At 63.5% G+C, this 23,293-nt stretch carries 28 protein-coding genes; 24 read left to right on the top strand and 4 right to left on the bottom strand.

What is annotated here, in order from left to right; all coding sequences use genetic code 11:
• Positions 1–131: 131 nt before the first annotated feature.
• The 3 genes from ACQY6T_RS06410 to ACQY6T_RS06400 all read left to right on the top strand — a co-directional run bounded on the left by ACQY6T_RS06410 (position 132) and on the right by ACQY6T_RS06400 (position 2,981).
• Positions 132–1,271 carry a site-specific DNA-methyltransferase gene (locus ACQY6T_RS06410; RefSeq protein WP_428629630.1) on the top strand — a complete coding sequence of 380 codons (1,140 nt, stop codon included), beginning with the start codon at positions 132–134 and terminating at the stop codon, positions 1,269–1,271.
• Between the two features lie 108 nt (positions 1,272–1,379).
• Positions 1,380–2,510, top strand: coding sequence for a dihydropteroate synthase (folP, locus tag ACQY6T_RS06405; RefSeq protein WP_428629628.1), 1,131 nt, complete (start codon positions 1,380–1,382; stop codon positions 2,508–2,510).
• Between the two features lie 87 nt (positions 2,511–2,597).
• Positions 2,598–2,981, top strand: coding sequence for a host attachment protein (locus ACQY6T_RS06400; RefSeq protein WP_428629626.1), 384 nt, complete (start codon positions 2,598–2,600; stop codon positions 2,979–2,981).
• 5 nt (positions 2,982–2,986) lie between these two features.
• On the opposite strand, the gene ACQY6T_RS06395 is transcribed toward ACQY6T_RS06400, so the two are convergent.
• Positions 2,987–3,703, bottom strand: coding sequence for an SDR family NAD(P)-dependent oxidoreductase (locus tag ACQY6T_RS06395; RefSeq protein WP_428629624.1), 717 nt, complete (start codon positions 3,701–3,703; stop codon positions 2,987–2,989).
• 18 nt (positions 3,704–3,721) lie between these two features.
• Positions 3,722–5,155: a sigma-54-dependent transcriptional regulator gene (locus tag ACQY6T_RS06390; RefSeq protein WP_428629622.1), complete on the bottom strand. Its 1,434-nt coding sequence runs from the start codon at positions 5,153–5,155 to the stop codon at positions 3,722–3,724.
• On the opposite strand from ACQY6T_RS06390, the gene ACQY6T_RS06385 reads away from it, so the two are divergent.
• From ACQY6T_RS06385 to ACQY6T_RS06350, 8 genes are all read left to right on the top strand, one after another.
• On the top strand, positions 5,145–5,519 hold the full coding sequence (locus tag ACQY6T_RS06385; RefSeq protein WP_428629620.1) for a hypothetical protein: 375 nt from the start codon (positions 5,145–5,147) through the stop codon (positions 5,517–5,519). The genes ACQY6T_RS06390 and ACQY6T_RS06385 overlap by 11 nt on opposite strands.
• Positions 5,520–5,529: 10 nt before the next feature.
• Positions 5,530–6,648 carry an NAD(P) transhydrogenase subunit alpha gene (locus ACQY6T_RS06380; protein ID WP_428629618.1) on the top strand — a complete coding sequence of 373 codons (1,119 nt, stop codon included), beginning with the start codon at positions 5,530–5,532 and terminating at the stop codon, positions 6,646–6,648.
• A complete protein-coding gene (locus ACQY6T_RS06375) occupies positions 6,648–7,016 on the top strand; it encodes a PH domain-containing protein (RefSeq protein ID WP_428629616.1) in 369 nt (122 codons plus the stop codon). Before ACQY6T_RS06380 ends, ACQY6T_RS06375 begins: the two co-directional genes overlap by 1 nt.
• Before the next feature lie 185 nt (positions 7,017–7,201).
• Positions 7,202–7,873, top strand: a complete 672-nt coding sequence (locus ACQY6T_RS06370; RefSeq protein WP_428629614.1) for a fasciclin domain-containing protein — start codon at positions 7,202–7,204, stop codon at positions 7,871–7,873.
• Between the two features lie 32 nt (positions 7,874–7,905).
• The gene (locus tag ACQY6T_RS06365; protein WP_428629612.1) at positions 7,906–8,535 is read left to right on the top strand and encodes a fasciclin domain-containing protein; all 630 of its coding nucleotides are present in this window, start codon (positions 7,906–7,908) and stop codon (positions 8,533–8,535) included.
• Positions 8,536–8,700: 165 nt separating this feature from the next.
• The gene (locus tag ACQY6T_RS06360; RefSeq protein ID WP_428629611.1) at positions 8,701–8,982 is read left to right on the top strand and encodes a proton-translocating transhydrogenase family protein; all 282 of its coding nucleotides are present in this window, start codon (positions 8,701–8,703) and stop codon (positions 8,980–8,982) included.
• 1 nt (position 8,983) lies between these two features.
• The gene (locus ACQY6T_RS06355; protein WP_428629609.1) at positions 8,984–10,486 is read left to right on the top strand and encodes an NAD(P)(+) transhydrogenase (Re/Si-specific) subunit beta; all 1,503 of its coding nucleotides are present in this window, start codon (positions 8,984–8,986) and stop codon (positions 10,484–10,486) included.
• A 120-nt stretch (positions 10,487–10,606) separates the two neighbouring features.
• Positions 10,607–11,302: an aspartate/glutamate racemase family protein gene (locus tag ACQY6T_RS06350; RefSeq protein ID WP_428629607.1), complete on the top strand. Its 696-nt coding sequence runs from the start codon at positions 10,607–10,609 to the stop codon at positions 11,300–11,302.
• A 37-nt stretch (positions 11,303–11,339) separates the two neighbouring features.
• On the opposite strand, the gene ACQY6T_RS06345 is transcribed toward ACQY6T_RS06350, so the two are convergent.
• The gene (locus tag ACQY6T_RS06345) at positions 11,340–11,753 is read right to left on the bottom strand and encodes a DUF2147 domain-containing protein (protein ID WP_428629605.1); all 414 of its coding nucleotides are present in this window, start codon (positions 11,751–11,753) and stop codon (positions 11,340–11,342) included.
• 97 nt (positions 11,754–11,850) lie between these two features.
• On the opposite strand from ACQY6T_RS06345, the gene ACQY6T_RS06340 reads away from it, so the two are divergent.
• From ACQY6T_RS06340 to ACQY6T_RS06305, 8 genes are all read left to right on the top strand, one after another.
• Positions 11,851–13,065 carry a parallel beta-helix domain-containing protein gene (locus tag ACQY6T_RS06340; RefSeq protein WP_428629603.1) on the top strand — a complete coding sequence of 405 codons (1,215 nt, stop codon included), beginning with the start codon at positions 11,851–11,853 and terminating at the stop codon, positions 13,063–13,065.
• Positions 13,062–14,093, top strand: coding sequence for an SO2930 family diheme c-type cytochrome (locus ACQY6T_RS06335; RefSeq protein WP_428629602.1), 1,032 nt, complete (start codon positions 13,062–13,064; stop codon positions 14,091–14,093). Before ACQY6T_RS06340 ends, ACQY6T_RS06335 begins: the two co-directional genes overlap by 4 nt.
• A 134-nt stretch (positions 14,094–14,227) precedes the next feature.
• On the top strand, positions 14,228–14,860 hold the full coding sequence (maiA, locus tag ACQY6T_RS06330; RefSeq protein ID WP_428629600.1) for a maleylacetoacetate isomerase: 633 nt from the start codon (positions 14,228–14,230) through the stop codon (positions 14,858–14,860).
• A complete protein-coding gene (locus tag ACQY6T_RS06325; RefSeq protein ID WP_428629598.1) occupies positions 14,857–16,929 on the top strand; it encodes a TonB-dependent receptor in 2,073 nt (690 codons plus the stop codon). The genes maiA and ACQY6T_RS06325 overlap by 4 nt, the downstream gene beginning before the upstream one ends.
• Positions 16,930–16,965: 36 nt before the next feature.
• On the top strand, positions 16,966–17,412 hold the full coding sequence (locus ACQY6T_RS06320) for a MarR family winged helix-turn-helix transcriptional regulator (RefSeq protein WP_428629596.1): 447 nt from the start codon (positions 16,966–16,968) through the stop codon (positions 17,410–17,412).
• Positions 17,405–17,686, top strand: a complete 282-nt coding sequence (locus tag ACQY6T_RS06315; RefSeq protein ID WP_428629594.1) for an HPr-rel-A system PqqD family peptide chaperone — start codon at positions 17,405–17,407, stop codon at positions 17,684–17,686. The genes ACQY6T_RS06320 and ACQY6T_RS06315 overlap by 8 nt, the downstream gene beginning before the upstream one ends.
• Positions 17,683–18,561, top strand: a complete 879-nt coding sequence (locus tag ACQY6T_RS06310; protein ID WP_428629592.1) for an HprK-related kinase A — start codon at positions 17,683–17,685, stop codon at positions 18,559–18,561. Before ACQY6T_RS06315 ends, ACQY6T_RS06310 begins: the two co-directional genes overlap by 4 nt.
• On the top strand, positions 18,558–19,571 hold the full coding sequence (locus ACQY6T_RS06305) for a nucleotidyltransferase domain-containing protein (RefSeq protein WP_428629590.1): 1,014 nt from the start codon (positions 18,558–18,560) through the stop codon (positions 19,569–19,571). The genes ACQY6T_RS06310 and ACQY6T_RS06305 overlap by 4 nt, the downstream gene beginning before the upstream one ends.
• Here the strand turns inward: ACQY6T_RS06305 and ACQY6T_RS06300 are convergent.
• Positions 19,568–20,236: an HAD-IA family hydrolase gene (locus tag ACQY6T_RS06300; RefSeq protein ID WP_428629588.1), complete on the bottom strand. Its 669-nt coding sequence runs from the start codon at positions 20,234–20,236 to the stop codon at positions 19,568–19,570. The genes ACQY6T_RS06305 and ACQY6T_RS06300 overlap by 4 nt on opposite strands.
• Before the next feature lie 59 nt (positions 20,237–20,295).
• On the opposite strand from ACQY6T_RS06300, the gene glmU reads away from it, so the two are divergent.
• Genes glmU through ACQY6T_RS06275 form a run of 5 tightly spaced genes read left to right on the top strand, consistent with a single transcriptional unit; the run spans position 20,296 to position 23,284 of the window.
• A complete protein-coding gene (glmU, locus tag ACQY6T_RS06295; RefSeq protein WP_428629586.1) occupies positions 20,296–21,642 on the top strand; it encodes a bifunctional UDP-N-acetylglucosamine diphosphorylase/glucosamine-1-phosphate N-acetyltransferase GlmU in 1,347 nt (448 codons plus the stop codon).
• A 5-nt stretch (positions 21,643–21,647) separates the two neighbouring features.
• Positions 21,648–22,187: a GNAT family N-acetyltransferase gene (locus tag ACQY6T_RS06290; RefSeq protein ID WP_428629584.1), complete on the top strand. Its 540-nt coding sequence runs from the start codon at positions 21,648–21,650 to the stop codon at positions 22,185–22,187.
• Positions 22,184–22,498: a hypothetical protein gene (locus ACQY6T_RS06285; RefSeq protein WP_428629582.1), complete on the top strand. Its 315-nt coding sequence runs from the start codon at positions 22,184–22,186 to the stop codon at positions 22,496–22,498. Before ACQY6T_RS06290 ends, ACQY6T_RS06285 begins: the two co-directional genes overlap by 4 nt.
• A gap of 31 nt (positions 22,499–22,529) precedes the next feature.
• The gene (locus ACQY6T_RS06280) at positions 22,530–22,907 is read left to right on the top strand and encodes a CopG family transcriptional regulator (protein WP_428629580.1); all 378 of its coding nucleotides are present in this window, start codon (positions 22,530–22,532) and stop codon (positions 22,905–22,907) included.
• Complete coding sequence (locus ACQY6T_RS06275) at positions 22,904–23,284, top strand: type II toxin-antitoxin system VapC family toxin (protein ID WP_428629578.1); 381 nt, start codon at positions 22,904–22,906, stop codon at positions 23,282–23,284. Before ACQY6T_RS06280 ends, ACQY6T_RS06275 begins: the two co-directional genes overlap by 4 nt.
• The last annotated feature ends 9 nt before the right edge of the window (positions 23,285–23,293 follow it).

The raw sequence follows: 23,293 nt of genomic DNA, 5'->3' as shown, positions 1-23,293 counted from the left end.
GCTGTGTCAGACTCGTTTCGTTCTCGTCCCGTTAACCAGTTAGTGACGCGGAATCCCTAGTGTTCTGCGCTTGACGGCGGGTGTCGCCGGACTCATCAGGGGCTTCTTTCGGAACTTCGCGGGGGCAAAACATGGGTGTGATGGAACGGGTGAAGACCCCGGCGGTCAAGCAGCGGGCGGCGAAAGCGGCGCCTGTGGACCTGCCGCTCGACACCATCCTGCAGGGCGATTGCGTCGAAATGATGCGCAGCCTGCCGGCCGACAGCATCGACATGATTTTCGCCGATCCGCCGTATAATCTCCAGCTTGGTGGTGATCTCCATCGTCCCGATGGCAGCCAGGTCGATGCGGTCAATGACGAATGGGACAAGTTCGACAGCCTGGCGACGTACGATCGTTTCACCCACGCCTGGCTGAAGGAAGCCAAACGCATCCTGAAGCCCGGCGGAAGCATGTGGGTTATCGGCAGCTATCACAATATCTTCCGCGTCGGTGCCGCCTTGCAAGATCAAGGCTATTGGATCCTCAACGACATTGTGTGGCGCAAGGCGAACCCGATGCCCAATTTCAAGGGCACCCGCTTTACCAACGCGCATGAGACGCTGATCTGGGCGTCGATGGGCGAAAAGGCGCGCTACACCTTCAACTATCGCGCGATGAAGACGCTCAACGACGAATTGCAGATGCGCAGCGACTGGCTGATCCCGATTTGCGGCGGGCAGGAGCGGCTGAAGAAGGGCGGCACGAAGGTCCACCCGACGCAAAAGCCCGAGGCTTTGCTCTATCGCATTCTGCTTGCCTGTTCGAACCCCGGCGATGTGGTGCTCGACCCGTTTTTCGGCACCGGCACCACGGGTGCGGTCGCGAAGCGGTTGGGGCGGCATTTCATCGGCATCGAGCGCGAGGATGATTATATCGCTGCGGCTTTGGAGCGCATCGAAATGGCGCTGCCGCTTGATGAAAGCGCGGTGAAGACGATGATGGCGCCCCAGGCATCGACGCGGGTCGCGTTCGGCATGCTGGTTTCGGACGGCCTGATCGCCCCAGGAACACTGCTGACCGACGCCAAGCGGCGCTGGAAAGCCAAGGTGCGCGTCGACGGCTCGCTCGATTGCGAGGGTCAGCCGGCGGGATCGATCCACAAGGTCGGCGCGAGTGTACAGGGCGCGCCAAGCTGTAACGGCTGGACGTTCTGGCACGTCGACAATGGCAAGGGATTGCGCGTGATCGACGCGGTGCGACAGGATTGGTTGCTGGCGAACGAGGCTTGATTTACTTCACGTCGTCATTGCGAGGAGCGAAGCGACGCGGCAATCCAGAGTGGCTTTAACTGTTCTGGATTGCATCGCTTCGCTCGCAATGACCACAAAGGACAGGTTATGTTCCAGCCCCTAAGCAAACCCGACCTCGGCACCGCATCGCCCGCCGCACAAATCTATTGCCGCCCGACCTGTTTCGTCGATCGCCCGCATGAGCTCGAGGACCATTGCCTGCGGATCGCCGACACGATGACCTGGTTCGCCGCCTGGCATATCAGCCTGCGAGATGGCGCCAGCGTCAAATCGGCGATCGTGACGATGGCCGAATGGGCCGACTGGATCGCGGCGATGCCGGACAGCCTGGCGCAAGCCGCAACGGCGCAGCGCGCCGGGGTGCTGCGACCGCGTGGGGCGTTGCAACTCGGCGAGCGGACGGTGCGGCTGAACGAACCGCAGTTGATGGGCATCCTCAACGTCACCCCTGACAGTTTTTCGGACGGCGGCAAGCATGTCGATGCCGTGGCCGCCGCCGATGCGGGCTTTGCGATGGCGAGCGCGGGCGCGGCGATCATCGATGTCGGCGGCGAATCCACCCGCCCCGGCGCGCCGCTGATCTGGGACGGCGATGAGATTGCGCGCGTCGAAAACGTCGTGTCGGCTTTGGCCAAAGGCGGGGTCGCGGTTTCGATCGACACGCGCAAGGCCGCGGTGATGGAGGCGGCGCTCGCTGCGGGCGCGCGGATCGTCAACGATGTGTCGGCGCTGCGTTATGACGATCGTGCGATGGAGGCCGTGGCGACCGCCGGCTGTCCGGTGGTGCTGATGCATGCGCCATCGGCGACGAGCGACCCGCATGCGGGCGGCGAATATGCTCACGTCCTGTTCGACGTGTACGACATGCTGGCAGCGCGCGTTGCGGCATGTGTTGCGGCGGGGATCGACCCCGCGAAGATCATCGTCGATCCGGGGCTGGGGTTCGGCAAAGGCGTCGCTGACAATCTGGCACTGATCAACGGACTGGCGCTGTTCCATACCCTCGGCTGTCCGATCCTGTTCGGCGCGAGCCGCAAACGGATGATCGGGGCGCTCGACAATGAGGCGCCCGCCGACCAACGCCTCGGCGGAACGGTTGTGTTGCACTATCAGGCCGCGACGCAGGGTGCGCAGTTGCTCCGCGTGCATGACATTGCCGAAAACCGGCAAGCGCTGCGCGTCTGGCGCGGGCTGCGCGATGCGGCGTTGACGGCCTGAGGCGAGCCGAAGCAACCCTCACCGACCTCCCGCGTATCTCCGGGGACCACAGGCGCCGACCCGGCGCCGATCCCCACAGGAGAGTTTATGCACCTTCCCACCGGCTCGCATGTCGCCGTCGCCGACGGCACCCAGTTTCAGCTGTTCCGCAACAGCGGCACCGAACAGGAACCCAGCCTAAAGGCGGTCGACCTGCCCACGAGCGACGAAGCGGCGCATAACGCTGGCAAAGGCGATACGCCGCGTCAGAATGAGGAAGCGGGCCATGCCGCGTCGGTCGCGGCGGCGCTGAACGCCGCCGTGCTGTCGAACAAGATCAAGGATCTGGTGGTGATCGCCGACCCGAGCACGCTGGGCGAAATGCGCAAGCTGTATCACAAGTCTTTGGAAGCGGCGCTCGTCGGCGAAATTGCCAAAACGCTGACCAGCCAGTCGACTGATGATATTTTGAAGTCGATCGCGAGCGCGTAACCGACCTACAGGCTGTAGCCACCGTCGCTGGTCAGGACGCTGCCGGTGATGGTGGCGGCGGCATCGGACAGCAGGAACAGGATCTGCGTCGCGATTTCCTCTGCCGTCGCATACCGACCGAGCGGGGTCGCCATCCTGGCCATCGTCGCCATCGCGGCATCGCGCGATCCTTCGCCCGCGATCAGGTCAGTGAAAAAGGGCATTTCGTCCCAGATTGGCGTGTCCACCCCGCCGGGCGCAATCGCGTTGACCCGGATGCCGTGCGGCGCGCCCTCCTTGGCGGCGACTTTCGTGAGCTGGATCAGCGCCGCTTTTGATGCGCCATAGGCACCGGTGCCGGGTTCGGCCTTGATGCCGGAGATCGATGCGGTGGTGACGATCGCGCCGCCGCGGCCGTGCGACGTCATCGCGCGCATCGCCGCCTGCAAACTCAACATGGCGCCGTCGAGATTGACCGCTAGCAAGCGCCGCCAGGCCATGAAATCGATATCGACGATCGGCGCCGCGTCGCTGACCCCGGCGTTGACGACCGCGAGATCGAGCGCGGCGAGGCTTTCCGCGCGCTCCAACCACATATCGGGATCGGCTACGTCTTCACCGCGGCTGCGATCGATGCCGATGACCGTGGCGCCCGCGATACGCAGGGCATCGGCCACCGCGAGGCCAATCCCCGATGCATCACCAGTGACGAGTGCGGTCTTGCCAGAAAAATCGAAGGTCATGGCCGCGACGTAAAGCCGTCAGGCGGCGGTGTCGATCCCGAGATCGCTGAGCTTGCGGTAGAGTGTCGAGCGGCCGATGCCGAGGCGGCGGGCGACTTCGCTCATCCGCCCGCGGTAATGGCCGATCGCGAGGCGGATGACGTCAGCCTCGATTTCTTCGAGCGGGCGCAAATTGCCGTCGGGCAGGTACAAGGTGACGCCGATGGCTTCGCCATTGATCGCAATCTCGCCCTCGCCGCTCATGCTGCCGCCGCCGAGCGTTGCCTCGATGGCCCGGAAATCGGCACCGGTCAGGACATCGGTCCTGCTGCCGACCGCGGCGCGGAACAGCACATCCTGCAACTGGCGGACGTTGCCAGGCCAGGCATAGGCGGCGAGCAGGCGCAGTGCGTCGTCGGTAACACCGATTGGACCCATCCCCGGCAGGCCGCCGATGCGTGCGAGCAGATGCCGCGCGAGCGGGCCGACGTCGCCGCGGCGTTCCGACAGCGAGGGCAGGGTGAATTGCGCGCTCGACAGCGCGTAGAACAGGTCTTCGCGGAAATGTCCGGCCTCGATCAGCTTTTCGAGCGGGCTGGTGCTGGTCGCGATAATCCGGACATCGACGCTCTGGCGGATCGTGCCGCCGATCATCTGGACTTCGCCGGTGTTGAGGAATTCGACCAGCTTCGCCTGCGTGTCGAGCGGGATGCATTCGACATGATCGATGATGACGCTGCCGCCGTCGGCCTGGACGAGCCGTCCGACCTGGCGATCGAAGGCGCCGGCAAAGGCACCGCGTTCGTGGCCGAACAGTCCCGATCCGATCAGGCCCGGCGATACCGCCGAGCAATCGACCATGACCAGTGCACCGCGAGCGCGTGGCGACGCGCTGTGGATGGCGCGCGCAAAAACTTCCTTGCCGGTGCCGGGCCGTCCGTTGATCATGACGGGGACGCGAGCGCGCGCGGCCTTGGCGGCGATAGCGAGGGCGCTACGGAAATTGGGGCTGGACCCAATGATTTCCTCGAACGCCAGCGGAGCGCGGAGCTTTTCGGTCAATGGGCGCAGTTCGCCCTGCGGACCGCCGGTCGATACGACGCGGTCGAGCGCTTCGAGCAGGCGATCGGGGGCGATCGGTTTCTGGACAAAATCGCTCGCCCCGGCGCGCATCGCGCCGACCGCAACCTCGACCCCGTTGCGCATGGTGATGACGACAAGGGGAAGGGCGGGGCGCCAACGGCGCAGTTCCGTGGCGAATTCGGCCATATCCATGCCGGGGGTACCCTGATCGACGAGGACCGCGTCGAGCGCGAGACCTTCCTGGGTGCCGAGTTTGGCCAGCGCGGTATCGGTGTCGCTGGCGACGACGCTGCGCCAGCCGCCGCGCGACACCAGCGCCGCCAAAAAGCGCTGTTGTGCCGGCTCGCTGTCGACAATCATCACTGTTCGCGTGTCGCGCGTGGTTGCCATTGTCCCGAATCTGCCCCTGGTGTTCGGCGCTATCGTGCCGTTTCGTCCGCCTAAGCGCAGTGATGTACGCCACACGGGTAAAAGGGCGATTAAGGCCGTTCAATATTTGCGGTCGGGGGCACAAGGACCAAAGCGCCCCTTGAGCATAAGCGGCGGCGTGGCTAAGACCGGCGCGAAGGCCGATTCTGGGCCGGGCGCGCTGTGCCTATCCCCGGAAGGCAGTGGCTCAAGGGGAAAAGCGATGGCGGAACAGGAAATGAAGGCAGCGGAAGAAACCTACACCGGTTTCATCAGCCTGTTTAAGGTCGGCTCGATCATCACCGCAGTGGTGGTCATCGGCGTCGTCCTCCTCATCGCGTCCTGACCGGACCGGCATGCGCATCGCTGTCCTGAAAGAGCTCGCCGCTGGCGAGACCCGCGTCGCCGCAACACCAGAAACGGTGAAGAAATTCATTGGCTTGGGTGCTGAAGTTGCCGTCGAATCGGGGGCAGGCGATGCTGCCTCGGTCGCCGACGCTGACTATAGTGCGGCGGGTGCCAGCGTCGGCAACCGCGCCGATGTGCTGAAGGGCGCGAACATCATTCTCGCGATTCAGGGGCCGGATCCCAAGGGGCTGAGCGGTTTTGCCGACGGTGCCTGGCTGGCCGCCGGCCTCAACCCGTTCGGCGAGCGGGCGCGGGTCGATGCCTATGCGAAGCTAGGAATCGAAGCGCTGGCGATGGAATTCATGCCGCGCATCACCCGCGCGCAGTCGATGGACATTTTGTCGAGCCAGGCGAATCTGGCGGGCTATAAGGCGGTGCTGATGGCCGCGAACGCCTATGGCCGCGCTTTTCCGATGATGATGACCGCCGCCGGGACCGTCAGCGCCGCCAAGGCGTTCGTGATGGGCGTCGGGGTTGCGGGCTTGCAGGCGATCGCAACGGCGCGCCGACTGGGCGCCCAGGTCAGCGCGACCGACGTGCGCGCCGCGACGAAAGAACAGATCATGTCGCTCGGCGCCAAGCCGATCTTCGTCGAGACCGTCGCGGGGATCGAGGGCGAGGGCGCGGGCGGCTATGCCACCGAAATGTCGGACGAATATAAGGCGGCGCAGGCCGAACTCGTATCGTCGCACATCGCCAAGCAGGACATCGTCATCACCACCGCGCTGATCCCCGGACGCCCGGCGCCGCGGTTGATTTCGGACGCGCAGCTGGCGACGATGCGCACGGGTAGCGTGATCGTCGACATGGCGGCCGAAAGCGGCGGCAATGTCGAAGGATCGGTATCGGGCGAGGCCAAGCGCATCCACGGCGTCACCGTGATCGGCGCGAGCAATATCGCGGCATTGATGCCCGCCGACACCAGCGCGCTGTTCAGCCGCAACCTGTTCAACTTCCTGTCGGCGTTCTGGGACAAGGAAGCCGGCAAGCCGGTGCTCGACGAAGAAGTCGGCACCGCGATTCGCCTGACGCAGGGCGGCAAGGTCGTGAACGAACGGCTGCTCTGATGGGATTGTTCAGCGCGAGCGACCTCGACGTCACTTCGGCGGCGACGGAATTCGGGCATGCGCTGATCCCCGGCGAGAGCATTTTGGCGGCGTTTCGTACGATCCGCGATTCGGTGCTGCTGACCGACCAGCGATTAATCTATATCAATGTACAGGGGCTCACCGGATCGAAGGTCGAATTTCAGTCAGTGCCGTGGCGATCGGTGGTGCGCTTCGCGCTCGAGACGGCAGGGACTTTCGACCTCGACGCGGACATGAAAATCTGGGTGTCGGGCGCCGCTGAGCCCTTGCAGGTCAAGATATCGCGCAAAAGCGATCCGCGGGTCATTCAACGGATCATGGCCGAGCAAACGCTGCTCAAGCGTTAGTTTATGGCCACCGGTCGTCATTCGGCCGTTGCCAAAAGCCGCGTTATTGCGCGCATTATGAAACCATCTTCCGTCGCTGTGCGTCTATTGGTCGGTTCCAACCGTATCTGACACAACCCGATGGAGACTCGATAATGCGTGCGAAGTTTTTTGCCCTCCCCCTATTTGCCCTGACGGCCGCCACGATGATCGCCCCGGCGCATGCACGTGCTGCTGAAGATGCCTCTGAGGCGACTGTCGCCGAAGCGGAAGCCGCGTCGGGTGCGATGGTCGAGAGCTGGAATATCGTCCAGAATGCGACAAAATCTCCCGAGCACAAGACTTTGGTTCAGGCGATAACCGCGGCGGGATTGACCGAAACGCTCAGCGGCGCTGGACCGTTCACAGTCTTCGCGCCGACCGATCAGGCGTTTGCGGCCGTCCCGCAGTCGATGACGAGCTATTTGATGGCTCCCGCAAATCAGGCGTCGCTCGCTCAGGTGCTGACCTATCATGTCGTGCCGGGCCGGGTCACATCGGCCGATCTGTTCGCCAAGATCAAGGCCGGCGGCGGCAAGGCCACACTGACGACGGTTGAGGGGCAGCCGCTGACCTTCACCGAGGTATCGGGCAACATCAAGGTCGACGGCACCCAAGGCAGCACCGGTTATGTCACCAAAGCCGACCTCGCGCAGTCAAACGGGGTGATTCACATTCTGAACGGCGTTCTGATGCCGACGCTGGCGCCGCCGACCGCGGCGGCCGAACCAGCGGCGCCCGCCGCAGCTGATGCCGCAGCACCGACGCCTGCCGAACCTGACGCGGCCGACGCCGCTGCACCGGCGCCGACGGACGATCCGGCTAACCCAACGAACTGACGCTTATTCCAGCGTCGACGAGGAGAGAGCATATGACGAAGCATTATCTGTTGACGGCCGTCGCCATCACCGCACTGGGCCTGGCCGGTTGCGGCAAATCCGAAACGCCGCCGACCGAGACGACTACCGTCGCGGGTGAAGAAGCGGCGCCGATGGACGGCGCCGATGTTGCGGGCGCCAACCCGATGGTTGGCGGCGCCGAAATGTTTGCGACGAAAAATATCGTCGAAAACGCCGCGGCTTCGCCGATTCACAAGACGCTGGTCGCTGCGGTGACCCAAGCCGGGCTGGTCGATACATTGAAGGGCGCCGGGCCGTTCACCGTCTTCGCCCCGACCGACGACGCCTTTGCCAAGGTGCCGAAGGCGACGCTCGACGGCCTGATGCGCCCCGCGCAAAAAACCGTGCTGGCCGACGTGCTGAAATATCACGTCGTCGCCGGCAAATTGACCGCCGCCGATCTGGCCAAGCAGATCACCGATGGTGGCGGCAAGGCCATGCTCAAGACGGTCAACGGTCAGGATCTGACCGCGACGATGGCGGGCAATGTCATTACGCTGGCTGGTGCCGACGGCAGCAAGGCGACCGTCACGCAGGCCGATGTCAACCAGTCGAACGGCGTCATCCATGTCGTTGACGGGGTGCTGACCCCCAAAATGTAACGACCGGCGCCGGTTTCCCCGGCGCTGCGACATATAATGTCCCGATCGGCCCGCATTTCTCCTGTTTGGAGAGATGCGGGCCTTTCTTTTGGGCGGTTAGGAGTCGACAGGCTGGCGCCGGGACGGCAAGAGATGCGCCAAGCGGAATCAGCAGGGGAGCGTACCGTGGATTTCATCGCAATTTTTTCGATTTTCATCCTGGCGTGCTTCGTCGGTTATTTCGTCGTGTGGTCGGTGACCCCGGCGCTGCACACGCCGTTGATGAGCGTGACCAATGCCATTTCGTCGGTGATCATCGTCGGTGCGCTGATTGCCAGCGCCGCCGCCGGGTCGGCGTCGTCGAAATGGCTCGGCCTTGCTGCGGTGGTGATGGCCAGCATCAACATCTTCGGCGGCTTTGCGGTCACTGCGCGCATGCTGGCGATGTACAAGAAGAAGGTGCGCTGAGATGGACATCCAGTCGATCCTCGCCGCCGCCGCCGGCGGCCATGGCCTTGCCGTAAATCCCTGGGCGGCCGTCGCCTATCTGGTGTCGGGCGTTCTCTTCATCATGGCGCTGCGCGGGTTGTCGAGCCCGGCGACGGCGCAGAGTGGTAACCGTTTCGGCATGGCAGGCATGACGATCGCGGTCGTCACCACGTTGCTGACGCATATGCCGATGAAAATCGGCGATGCGACGAACAGCTATGTCGGTGTTGATCCGGTTGCTTTGGCCGAGATCCTGATTGCCATCGGTATCGGCGCGGTGATCGGCATCGTGATGGCGCGGCGGATTGCGATGACTGCGATGCCGCAGCTCGTGGCCGCGTTCCACAGCCTCGTCGGTCTGGCCGCCGTCGCGGTGGCCGCAGCGGCTTATCTCAACCCGCAGGCTTTCGGTATCGCCGACGCGGCGGGGCAGATCTTCACGGTCAGCCGCGTCGAAATGGGCCTTGGCATCGCGATCGGTGCGATCACCTTCTCGGGATCGGTCATCGCGTTCCTCAAGCTCAACGGCAATATGTCGGGGGCGGCGATCATGCTGCCCGGGCGGCATATCATCAATCTGGGTACGCTGGCCGCGATCATCGGGCTGGTCGCCTATTTTACCGTCGACCAGTCGCCCTGGGTGTTCTGGACCGTCACCGGCCTGTCGTTCCTGATCGGTTTCCTGCTGATCATCCCGATCGGCGGCGCCGACATGCCGGTCGTCGTGTCGATGCTCAACAGCTATTCGGGCTGGGCAGCGGCGGCGATGGGCTTCACGCTCGGCAATACCGCGATGATCATTACCGGCGCGCTCGTCGGGTCGTCGGGTGCGATCCTGTCGTACATCATGTGCCGCGCAATGAACCGCAGCTTCATCAGCGTCATCGCGGGCGGCTTTGGCGCCGACACCTCCGCGGCTTCCGCCGGCAGCACCGAACAGCGGCCCTGGAAACCCGGCAGCGCCGACGACGCGGCGTTCCTGATGAGTCAGGCCGATACCGTCATCATCGTTCCCGGTTACGGCATGGCGGTGGCGCAGGCGCAGCACGCGTTGCGCGAAATGGGCGACCTTTTGAAAAAGGAAGGCGTCACGGTCAAATATGCGATCCATCCGGTCGCAGGCCGCATGCCCGGCCATATGAACGTGCTGCTGGCGGAAGCGAATGTGCCGTATGACGAGGTGTTCGAGCTGGAGGACATCAACGGCGAATTCGCGCAGGCCGATGTCGCGTTCGTTATCGGCGCCAATGATGTGACCAACCCGTCGGCCAAGACCGACAAAACCTCGCCGATTTACGGCATGCCGGTGCTCGACGTCGAAAAGGCGAAGACGGTGCTGTTCGTGAAGCGCTCGATGGGCGGGGTCGGTTATGCCGGGGTCGATAATGACGTGTTTTACATGGACCAGACGATGATGCTGCTCGGCGATGCCAAGAAGATGACCGACGACATCGTGAAAGCGCTGAACGGCAGCGGACACTGACCCGACGGCCATTGACCCGAATCGTCATCCCGGCGAAGGCCGGGATTTCAACCTCGCGTCAGCAACTGACGTAGAGACCCCGGTCTTCGCCGGGGTGACGACGAAGGGATTGTTTCACTAATGCGTAAAATCGGCCTGATCGGCGGCATCAGCTGGGCATCGACCGAGCTTTATTACCGGCATCTCAACAAGGGGGTGCAAAAGCGGCTCGGCACCGCCTGTTCGGCGCCGATCATGCTCGAAAGCCTGAATTTTTGCGACCTGTCGCGGCTGACGACGCCCGAGCAATGGACCCACGCCAAGGATGTCCTGATCGCATCGGCGCAGCGGCTGGAGGCGGCGGGCGCGACGGCGCTGATGATCGCGGCCAATTCGATGCACAAGATCGCCGAGGATGTTAGCGCCGCGATCTCGATCCCGATCCTGCATATCGTCGATGAAACCGGCGAGAAGATGAAGGCCGACGGGATCAAGGCGGCAGCGGTCATCGGCACACGCAACGTGATGACCGAACCCTGGTTCCGCCAGCGGTTGGTGCGCCATGGATTAGCGCTGGCGCCTTATGACATGAGCCGCGCCGACGAGATCGACCGGATCATCTATGAAGAGCTGATGCAGGGTAAAGTGATCGAGAACTCGCGCCGCACGATGAAGACCTTCATCACCGACATCGCGAAGCAGGATGTGCAGGCGCTCATTCTCGCCAGCACCGAACTGGTGATGCTGGTCGATCCCGATGCCAATGTGCTGCCGGTTTACGACACCACGCGCATCCATGTCGCGGCCGGGGTCGACTGGATTTTGGGCGAAGGCTGAATCTTCTCCGCTTCCGCTTGCGGGAGGGGCGTTTAAGCTACCCTATCTTGGTCCACGTCACGGTGCGGCAGAACAGGCTGACACAGCCTTTCATCGTCAGCTTGGTGCCGCTGACACGCAAGTGTGCCTTGTAATAACGGCCGTCCTCCGGGCTGTAGCCTTCACCCTTCCAGCCATCGCCGTGCGGGACCAGATCCCAATAGATTTGCAGGCCGGTCACCTTGCGGCCGCGCTTCGCCTTGTCGGGGTTACGCTCGTCGAGCTGGCCGCCGGCGGGTTGTTTGAGCAGAATGCGATCGACGCGGCCGCACATCTTGTTGCCGCACGCGGCCATAACGACAATGCCCTTGCCATCATCGGTTTTCCATCGCCCGGCAATCGGTGCGGGCGCCGCCGCCGATACCGGCACGGCGACAACGGCGGCGAGCGCCAATCCATATTTGTAAAGCAAGCGACCACTCCCTGTTTTTAGCTACAAGCATGTCAGCAACATCACTTGGCATCCGTCAAGTCTTGCCGCATGTTCCCTGCAAATCAGGGAGAGACCGATGCGATTCCATGGCCTTCACGCGGCGACGCTCAGTATCCTGGCGGTGTTTGCCGTCCAGCCAGCAGCCGCCAAGACGATCAGCGTCAGTGCGGAAACGCCCGATGCTAATGAAAAGCTGCAAGAAGCGCTGATTCTGGCCGAACCGGGCGATGTGGTGCAATTGGGCGCGGGCGTGTGGAAACTGGTCGATGGCCTGTCGCTCGATGTCGCCAACGTCACGGTGCGCGGTGCCGGGGCGGGTGAGGGCGGTTCGATCCTGGATTTCGCGGGACAGCAGGGCGCGGGCGAGGGGTTGCTCATAACCTCCGACGATGTGTTCCTGACCAATTTTGCGGTGCTCAACACCAAGGGTGACGGGATCAAGTCGAAGGGCGCCGACCGCATCGTCTATCACAAGCTGCGCGTCGAATGGACGGCAGGGCCGAAGGAAACCAACGGCGCATACGGTATCTATCCGGTCGAAAGCAGTGATGTGCTGATCGACAGCGTCTATGTCCGCGGCGCGTCCGACGCGGGCATCTATGTCGGCCAGTCGAAAAATATCATCGTCCGCGATTCGATCGCGACCGAGAATGTCGCGGGGATCGAGATCGAGAATAGCTATGACGCCGACGTGCACGACAATATCGCGACGAAGAATACCGGCGGCATTTTGGTGTTCGATCTGCCCAGCCTGCCGATGCAGGGCGGGCACAATGTGCGCCTGTTCGAAAATATCATCAACGACAACAGCACGCCGAATTTTGCCCCGAAAGGCAATATCGTCGCCAGCGTGCCGACCGGCACCGGGGTGCTGATCATGGCGAACCGCAACGTCGAAGTCTTTGACAATATTTTCGACAACAATGGCACCGCCAACGTGATGATCGTCGGCTATCGTTACGAGCATAAGGATCCGAAATACCAGCCGCTGCCCCGGCAGATTGTCGTGCGCGGCAATCAACATGGCAAAGCGGGCTACGCACCCGCGTTCGAAGGGGGCGCGCAGATTGCGGCCGCGATGGGCGGCTCGATCCCGCCGGTGCTGTGGGACGGCGCGGGCGAAAATGTCGTCGTGCTCGACAAGGTCGGGGTGTTGTCGCTGGGCCTGCCCGACGTAAAGGTGCCGCGCACCGAGGCCAAGCCCGCGCCCGCCGACCTGTCGAAAGGCACGCCGCCTGCCGCTTTGTCCGCTATCAAGCTGCCCGATGCGATGGAGGCCAAGGTCCGGTGAGAAACCTTTTCGCCGCGCTGTCGGCGACGCTTTTGGGCGGGGTTGGGGCCGCAGCGGTGCCGTCGGCCAGCGTCGATCAAACATTGGTGGATAGCGAAATCACGCCGCCAAAACTTTCGGCGTTCGGCCTGTTTCGCGACAATGATCCCAAGCGGCCATCGACGGGGATCGCCTACACGCTGCGAGCGCCGCTATTCAGCGATTATGCCGAAAAGCATCGCTTCGTAGCGATCCCCACGGGAAAAAAAGCGACGGTGGCAGCGGACGGCGCGATCGAATTTCCGATCGGTACGGTGCTTGTCAAAAGCTTTGGCTGGAGCGACGTCAACGACGGCCGGCCGGTCGAGACGCGGTTGCTGATCCACCGTGCGTCGGGCTGGGTCGCATTGCCCTATATCTGGGACGCGGATGGCAAGGATGCGACGCTGGCGCTGGGCGGTCGGCGCGTACCCGTGACTTTCAAGTCGCCCGATGGACAGACGCACAGCATCCGCTACGCCGTGCCGAACAAGAACCAGTGCAAGGAATGTCATAGCTTGAGCGGCGCGATCGTCCCGATCGGCCCCAAGGCGCGCAATTTTATACTCGATGGCGCCGCATCCAATCAGGTTCGCAGCCTTTATTTCGAAAATCCGGAAGCGTTGAAGCCTGTGATGCCGCAATGGGACGATCCTAAAAGCGGCAGCGTCGCCGATCGTGCCCGCGCCTATCTCGATGTCAATTGCGCGCATTGCCATAATTCCGCGGGCAGCGCGTCGAACAGCGGGCTGTTCCTGCGCTGGACCGACGATCCGGCGGGGGTCAATTATGGCATTGGCAAGCGCCCAACCGCGGCGGGACGTGGCAGCGGGGGGATGGATTTCGCGATTGCGCCGGGCGATCCTGCACACAGTTTCCTGCTCTATCGTCTTGAAAGCACCGACCCCGGCATCGCGATGCCCGAGGTCGGGCGGTCGACGGTGCACAAGGAAGGCGCGGCGCTGCTGCGGCAATGGATTGCAGGGATGCCGCCGGACGGTCGGAACTAGTCGCCCGATGAACTTGCGTGAATTATAATCCGATCATATTCGTCGTCCCGGCGAAAACCGGGATCTCATCGCTGCGGTCCAATGCTACGTCGAGATCCCGGCCTTCGCCGGGATGACGATAAAAGGCTTTCCGAATGACCTCCCTCGTCCTCCATGATTATTTCCGCTCGTCGGCCAGCTATCGCGTCCGCATCGCGCTGAACCTGAAGGGGCTCGCTTATGAGCGCGTCGAGGTCAGCCTGATCGCCGGTGAACAGCGCAGCGACGCCTATCTGGAGCAGAATGCACAGGGATTTGTCCCGATGCTGGTCGCCGACGGCGAGCCAATCATTCAGAGTATGGCGATCATCGACTGGCTCGACCGCACCCATCCCGAACCCCGGTTGATCCCCGAAGATGCGATGCCGCGCGCCGTCGCGCTGGCGCAGGCGCAGGTGGTGGCGAGCGATATCCATCCGCTCAACAATCTGCGCGTGCTGAAATATCTGACCAAGGATCTGGGGCTGAACGAACAGACCAAGGACCGCTGGATTGCGACCTGGATCGCGCAGGGGTTCGATGCGCTGGAAGCCATGGCGGGCGACGGCAAGTATTTGGGCGGCGATAGCCCCAGCATTGCCGACTGCTGTATGGTCCCACAGATGTACAATGCGCGCCGGTTCGAGGTGCCGCTGGACGATTATCCGCGGCTGGTGGCGATCGATGCCGCGTGTTTGGAATTGGCGGCGTTTCAGAACGCGCATCCCGACGCGGTCAAGGCGGCGTGATCCGCCTGCTGATGGGGGCTGCGGCGCTGGTCACGCCGGCGGCGGCGATGGCGGACAGCACGAAACTGAGCGACGAGGATCTGGGCCCGGTCATCGTCTGCGGGCCGCGGACGACGCAGGATCGCATCGATATTGTCGTCACTGGCTCGGGCGCATTGCCGCGAGCCTATGGCGATGTGGTTCAGTCGATTGCCGTGATCGACGATTTGCAGCGCGGTAGCGGCGCCCGCATCGAAAATCGCCTGCGCGACGAGGCCGGAGTGGTGCAATTCCGCCGATCGGACGGACGGTCGGCTAACCCCACCAGTCAGGGCGTGACGTTGCGCGGACTGGGCGGCAATGCGTCGAGCCGCGCCTTGGTGACGCTTGACGGCATTCCGCAGGCTGATCCGTTTGGCGGCTGGGTCGCCTGGACGGCTTTTGATGCCATCAACCTGCGCGGCGCGACGATTACGCGTGGCGGCGGCAGCGGCGCCGATGGGCCGGGCGCGCTGGCCGGAACAATCGCGCTCCATTCGCAGCTCAATTATGGGGTCGATGCCAGTCTCGCCTATGGCAGCCGCGATAGCTGGGATGCGTCGGCTTCGGTCGGCGGCGAACTGGGTAGCGGCGAAGTCGCGGTCGACGGGCGCTATAGCCGCGGCGACGGCTTTATCCCGATTGCGAAGGGCCAGCGTGGCAGCGTCGATCGCGCCGCGCCTTATGAGCAAGGCGGATTGGGGCTCCGGCTGCGGTTCGACGCCGGGGAATCCAGCGTGGTCGAAGCGAGCGTGCGCGGCTTTTCCGACCAGCGCGACCGCGGGATCGATTTCACGACCAGCCGGGTCGACGGGGTCGATGCCAGTGTGCGCTTCATCCATGACCCTTATGGTGAAAACCAGTTCTCCGCGCTGACCTATGTTCAGTTGCGCGATTTCGAGAGCGGTTTTGCGAGTGTGGCGGCCGGACGGAACAGCGTCGCCCCCGTGCTGTTCCAGCGCGTTCCCGCCACCGGAATGGGCGCGCGGTTCGAATTTCGCCCGCTCATCGGACGCACCAACCCGATCCGCATCGGCGCCGACTGGCGCCGCACGACGGGCCGTACCGAAGAGGATTTCTTTTTTGCCGGCACGGTTCCGGGCCGTCACCGGATCGCAGGCGGCAGCAGCGATACGGTGGGGGCTTTTGCCGAATGGACGTCATGGACGTCCCCCGTTGGTGGCGGGGGTTGGCTCTGGACGCTCAGTGGGCGGGTCGATCGCTGGTGGCTTGGTGAGGGGTATCGGCTGGAGCGCAATATCGGCGGTCCCGTGATCACCGACCTGCGCTTTGCGGCGCGGCAAGGATGGGAAGGCAGCGGCCGTGCGGGGGTACGTTGGACAGCGGCAAAAAGGATAACGCTGCGTGCGGCCGCCTATCGCGGCTGGCGCTTGCCGACGCTAAACGAGCTCTATCGCCCGTTTCGTGTCGGTGCCGAGGTGACGACCGCGAACGAAATGCTGCAGCCCGAGCGGTTGTGGGGCGGCGAGGTTGGGGTCGATTGGGAAAGCGGCGGCACAAAGCTGTCGGCGACGCTGTTCGCCAATCAACTGACGGGCGCCATCGCCAATGTCACCCTCGCGCCGAACCTTAACCAGCGGCAAAATCTGGATGCGATCGACAGCAAGGGGATTGAGTTCAGCGCCGAACAGCGGATCGATTTTCTGACCCTGCGCGCCACCTATGCGTTGACCGATGCCAAGGTCGATGCGTCGGGCGGCGCGGCGACGCTCGACGGGCGCCGTCCGGCTCAGATCGCCAAACATGGTGGTAGCGTTTCGCTGCGCAGCAATACGCGCGGCCCGGTTCAGGGATCCGCGACGCTGCGCTATGTTGGTAAACAGAATGAGGATGATCTGGGTCTGCTCGAGCTTGGCGATGCGTTGACGCTCGATGCCGGGCTGACATGGGCCTTCGCTGACCGCGTGAAGATCGAGGCGAGGGGTGAAAATCTGTTCGATGAGCTGGTGCCGGCAGCAATCTCGTCATCGGGGATTGTCGAGCGCGCCACGCCGCGGAGCTTGTGGATTGGCGCGCGGGTGTCGTTCTGACCTTCACAGGACGGCGATTGTCGATAAGAACGGGGCATGGTCGCCAAAAAACTGAACCTTGACAATTTTCTGCCCTATCGGCTGTCGATCGCGTCGAACGCCTTGTCGGAACGGATCGCGGCCGAATATCAGAACCGCTTTGGGCTGAAGATTCCCGAATGGCGATTGATGGCGGTGCTGGGCGAGGGGAACCCCAAGACGCAGCGCGAGCTGGTCGAGGCAACGCGGATGGACAAGGTGACGGTGAACCGTGCCGCCAAAGCGCTTGCCGAGCGGCAATTGATCGCGCGGCAGGCGCATGAGATCGATGGTCGGTCGCATCATCTGGAACTCACCGAAACGGGCCGGTCGCTCTACGACATGATCGTCCCCGCGGCGCTGGCAAGCGAGGCGCAGCTTGAATCGAAGATCAGCGCCACCGAGCGCGCGACGATGATGGCGATCCTCGCCAAGCTGACCGCCGCCGCCGAAGATTATGCCTGATCCCGCCTTCCGCGCCGCTCCGCCGAAGGCGCTGCGCATCGAGCCGCTGGGCGAATTGACCGCTATTTTCGACCGCCGGTCGATGCAGACGCATCTGGTGGTGTCGCCGATTCCCGAAATTCTGACGGCGATGGGCGCGGACGATTGCAACGGGGCGGCCCTCGCAGCGCGGCTTGCTGCCCGCTTTGACTTCGACGGCGAGGACGACGCCCAGCTAATTCTGGGCGAACGGCTGAGCGAACTGGCGGCGATGGGACTGGTGGAGCGCGCGTGAGGCATAGCACACGCATTGCGGTCGGCCCGGTGCAGTTCCGGATCGGTAGCGACTGGCCCGAGCCGATTGCGGCGCTCGAACGCCTGTATGCCAGCTATCCACGCGACGATGCCCGCCCCGCCGATGCGACGGTGCGGTTGTTCGCGGCGCGCCCTTGGCGGCGCTGGGTGCGCCCGTCGGTGCATATCGGCGGCGATTTTATCGTTCCCGACGCGCTGCCGTTGCCGCTGTCGATGGGGCTGCTTGCCGCAGAAATGGGGATGAATTTGCAGGTCGCGCTCGGGTGGCGGCGCCATATGTTGCTCCACGCCAGCGCGGTGGCAAAGGACGGCCGCGCGCTGCTGATGTCGGGTGAATCGGGGTCGGGGAAGTCGACGCTTGCGGCGTTGCTCGGGGAAAATGAGGAGGGGGGCGACTGGCGGCTGATGGGCGACGAATTCACGCTGATCGATCCCGCCCACGGCGAGGCGCTGGCCTTTCCTCGGGCGGTCAGCCTGAAGAACAGCGCGATCGCCGAGGTCGCGGGGCGGGTTGATGCGTCGCGGCTGGGGCCGCTGCTCGCAGGCACACCCAAAGGCGATATTCGCCACTTGATCCCACGCCCCGAAGCCATTGCCGCGATGCACGAGCCTGCGCGTCCGGCGTTGTTGTTGTTCCCGCGCTTCGGCGGAGAGGTTTCGATTGAACCGATGGGCGAGGGCGAGGCCTTCGTCCGGCTGACCGAGGCGTCGACCAACTATGTCGCGCTGGGCGAGGCGGGGTTCGCGGCGCTGACCCGGCTGGTGCGCGAGACACCGGCGTTCGGCATTTCCTATCCCGACAGTGCGGCGGGCATCGCGCTGGCCGAGCAGTTGTGGGCGGAGGCGGTGCGGTGAGCGCGGCGCGGACCTTCGTCGACCTGCTCGCCGGGCGCTGCGATGCGGGCAAGCTGGCTCCGCGCGACTGGGACGGCGTGATCGGCGTCGCGCGCAGCGAGGCAATGCTCGCGACCCTTGCGCACCGGCTGGAACATGCCGATCTGCCGCCGACGGTAGCGGCACTGTTCGCCGACCAGCGCGCCGCCGCCGCGGTCGCGCAGCGCCAGGCGCTGTGGGAGGCCGAGATGGCGCGCCGCGCGCTGTCGCCGACCGGGGTCGAATTCGTGCTGCTGAAGGGCGCCGCTTACGCCGCCGCGGATATGGCCTGCGCCGCGGGACGGCAGATCGGCGACCTCGATATCCTGGTTCTCGCCTCCGACATTGGCCGCGCCGAAAACTTGCTGCTCAAGGCCGGATGGGAATGGGTGAAGCCCGATCCTTACGACGACGCCTATTACCGCGAGCATATGCACGAGTTGCCGCCGCTGATCCACAAGGCGCGCGATCGGATGATCGACGTGCACCACACGATCCTGCCGCGCACGCACCGGATTACACCCGATGCTTTGGCGCTGGTCAGCGATGCGGTAAAGACGTTGGATGGGTTCGCGGTCCTTCGCCCGACCGACATGGCATGCCATTGCGCGGCGCACATGCTGGCCGACGGTGATTTGCAGGGCGGGCTGCGCAATCTGTGGGATTTCCACAGCATGACGCGCGAGTTCGCTGCGGACGACCCGGGCTTTTGGGGCAGGCTCGACGAGCGTGCTGCTTTGCACGGGCTGCGCGATGCCGTTCATCGCGCGGCACGACTGGCACGCGACTTGTACGGGACGGTGTTGCAGACGGGATGGGACCGGGCCGATCTGGCCGACGTCTGGTTCCGCCGCCGTCTGGTCGCGCGCGACGATTGGGGGCGGGTGACGCATCCAATGATCGAACAGGCCTTTTATATGCGCTCGCATTGGCTGCGCATGCCGCCGACGATGCTGGCGCAGCATTTGTGGACGAAGTGGCGGAAGCGCTAGAGCGTTTCGAGCAGCGGCATCAACGCGTTAAAATGGTCGATGACATGATCGGCGCCGAGGTCTTCTACGGGCCGGTCCAGAAAACCGAAGCTGACTGCGACGCTCGTCACTTCTGCCGCCTTTGCCGCCATGACGTCGTAAATCGAATCGCCGACGAACGCCGCTTCACCGCCGCCGCATTGTTCGATCATCGCGCGGATCGGGGCTGGCGAGGGCTTGGCGTTATCCGGCCCCAGCGTATCGCCGCCGATGATTGCGGCGAAGCGATCCGCGAGGCCGAGTTCGCCCAGCAGCTTGCGCGCCATATGCTCGCGCTTGTTCGTCACTACCGCGATGCGCACACCCCGCTCGTCCAGCCGGTCGAGCGCGTCGGTCAGCCCGGGAAAAGCGCGGCTGTGGACCGCGATGTTCGCTTCATAATAGCTTAGAAGTTCTTGAAACAGCCGCTCGAAATCGCCGCCGGGGACGCCGCCGGTCGCCAGAAATCCCTGTTCGAGCATATGCTTGGCGCCCAGTCCGATCATCGGCCGCACCTCGGCCTCGGCGAGCGGCGCCCGTGCGGCGAGCGACAGCGCGTGGTTGACGGCGGCGGTCAGGTCGCCGGCGGTGTCAACCATCGTGCCGTCGAGATCGAAGCCGACGATCGCAAAAGGAAATCCGTTCATCTGCCGCGCATGGCGGGTCGCTCTGGAATCCGCAATGATTTGCTGGCATGGCAACGCGCATGAGCAATTCTATCGCCGCCATCATCCTTGCCGCTGGCAAGGGCACCCGCATAAAATCCGACCTGCACAAGGTGCTGCACCCGATCGCCGCACGGCCAATGCTGCTGCACTTGATGGCCAGCGTCGATGCGCTGAACCCAGCGAAGAAGGTCGTGATCGTCGGCGACAAGGCCGAGCAGCTTGAGGCCGCATTGAGCGGCAGCGCCGATCTGGCGGTTCAGGATCCACAGCTCGGCACCGGCCATGCGGTGCAGCAGGCCGAAGCTGCGCTCGCGGGTTTCGATGGCGATGTGCTGATCCTTTACGGCGACGTCCCGTTTGTCCCTGCCGCCACGATGCAGGCAATGATCGATCGGCTGAACGCCCCCGACACCCCCGCGGTCGTGGTGTTGGCATTCGAGCCTGAGGATGCGCAGCAATATGGCCGCGTCATCACAGAGGGCGATCGCGTCACCAAGATGGTCGAGCACAAGGACGCGACCGACGCCGAACGCGCGGTGCGTCTCTGCAATTCGGGATTGATGGGGGCAAAGGCGCGCGACCTGTTCACGCTGCTGGCGCGGGTGACCGACGACAATGCGGCAAAGGAATTCTACCTCGTCGACATCGTCAATATCGCGAATGCTGACGGGCGCCATTGCGCGGTAGTTGTCACCGACCCCTATGACGTTGCCGGGATCAACAGCCGCGGCGAACTCGCGGCGATGGAAGGCGAGTGGCAGGCGCGGCGGCGGGCGCAGGTAATGGCCGACGGTGCCAGCCTGATTGCGCCCGACACGGTGTGGTTCGCCTGGGACACGCAGCTCGGCCGCGATGTCACTATCGAGCCAAATGTCTTTTTCGGCCCCGGCGTGACCGTTGCCGATGACGTCAAAATTCGCGCCAACAGCCACATCGAGGGTGCGACGATCGGCACCGGCTGCGAAATCGGCCCATTCGCGCGCCTGCGTCCCGGCACTGTGCTCGGAGAAAACGCAAAGATCGGTAATTTCGTCGAAACCAAGAAGGCGGTGCTCGGCAAGGGCGCCAAGGCGAACCACCTGACCTATCTGGGCGATGTCACCGTCGGCGCGGGCGCGAACATCGGCGCGGGGACGATTACGTGCAATTATGACGGCTATTTCAAATATCAGACGGTGATCGGCGACAATGCCTTCATTGGGTCGAACAGCGCACTCGTCGCGCCGGTGAAGATCGGGCGCGACGCCATCGTTGCGGCTGGCAGCGCGGTGACCCGCGACGTCGCCGACGGCGAGCTTCGCCTTGTCCGCGGCGAACAGCTGGTCAAACCCGGCTGGGCCGACCGTTTTCATGATGCGATGCGCAGGAAAAAGGCGGGCAAGTAGGCCCAATGCCCGCGCCGACCCTGACCACGTCGCGCCTCGTGCTGCGCCAAATCCGCGCGGACGACGCCGCCGCGCTCTTCCCGATGCTGTCGGACCCCGAAGTCATGACATGGTGGTCAAGCGGCGCGCATCAGTCACTTGCCGAGACACAGGACTATGTCGCATCGAACGCCACTGACGGGCAGGGCTTTGCATGCTGGGCGATCGTTTTGAACGATGATGTGGCGATCGGCTGGGCGATACTGATCGATGGAAAGCCCGATGTGAAAGAAATCGGCTACATCCTGCATCGCGACCATTGGGGCAGCGGTATTGGACGTGAAGCCGTAGCGCGCGTCATCGACTATGGCTTTGAGGAGCTGAAACTACGGCGCATCTTTGCAGACACCGATCCGGAGAATCGCGGATCGATCGCGCTGCTCGAACATCTTGGCTTTCAATATGAAGGCCGGCTGCGCGGTGAATGGGAAACGCATATCGGCGTACGCGATGCGCTGATCTTTGGCTTGCTGCGCGACGAATGGACGATGGAGAAATTAACGTGACCGACCGCTATACGGACAAGCCTTTCCTGCGTTTTGTCGACGCTTATGTGCTGAAAGCGATCGGGCATCTCGACGATGCGACCGAAACCTATTGCAAAGCCATGGTCCCTCAGCTTGAACAGAGCTTTGGGGTGACCGGCAGCTGGGAGCGGATCGTCGAACAGCAGATGAAATTTGGGTCTGAACTTCCCGGGCAGATCCGCAAAATCTGGACCGACGGCATGGTGCGGTTCAAACAGGGTAATGGAACGGCGCCCGATCCGGTGCAGTTTGCCTATCTTTTCGTCGACAAGAACCTTCGGAGAGATTGACATGATATCATGATATGATATCAATATATCAATGACCCGCATCCTTGCCGATCTGCCCGATGACGACATCAAATGGCTCGACCAGCTTGCTGTCGAGCAAGGGAAATCGCGCGCATCGGTGCTTCGTGATGCCGTCACGGGTTACAGGGCGCAGTCCCAAGCGTCACAGCGCAAAGAGTGGCTCGATATCGGTTTTGGGGCCTGGAAGGGCCGCGCCGATATTGGCGACGCGGTGGAATGGCAGCGGCGTGAACGCGCTTCCTCGACCCGCCCGTGGGATGATGATTACGAAGAGGTCAAAGCGGAATTTCCTGACCTGTTCGATGCGGAGGATGATCGCCAGCGCCAGATTCATCTTGATATGTTGGCAGGCAAATATCCCGAGCCGAAAAAGCCGTCTTCTCAGTGAGTGGTTTCAGCTTTGATTCGAATATCATCATCGATGCGCTGGCCGGATTTGGTCCGGCGCGCGCAGAAATCGATCGCGCCACCGACTTCGGTTCGCGCGCATGGATCAGCCGTGTGGTGTGGATCGAGGTAATGTCGAAGGGCGAGGGCGATGGCCTCAGACGCGCCGAAACGCTTCTCTCCGGCTTCAGCGTGGACGAAGTCGATGCAGAAATAGGCAGCCGCGCAGCCGCGCTGCGCCGCGAACGCGGTCGGCTCAAGGTCATGGACGCCATCATTCTCGCTACCGCGCTCACCCGTGGGCGGGTGCTCATCACCCGCAATACCAAGGATTTCCCGGCAAATATGCCCGGCATCCGTGTGCCCTACACGCTCTAGAGAAAGCCA

This window comes from Sphingopyxis sp. (genome assembly GCF_965279725.1).
Taxonomy (GTDB): Bacteria; Pseudomonadota; Alphaproteobacteria; order Sphingomonadales; family Sphingomonadaceae; genus Sphingopyxis.
Note: the sequence above shows the minus strand (reverse complement) of the source record. Positions and strands in the feature narration are given on the sequence as shown.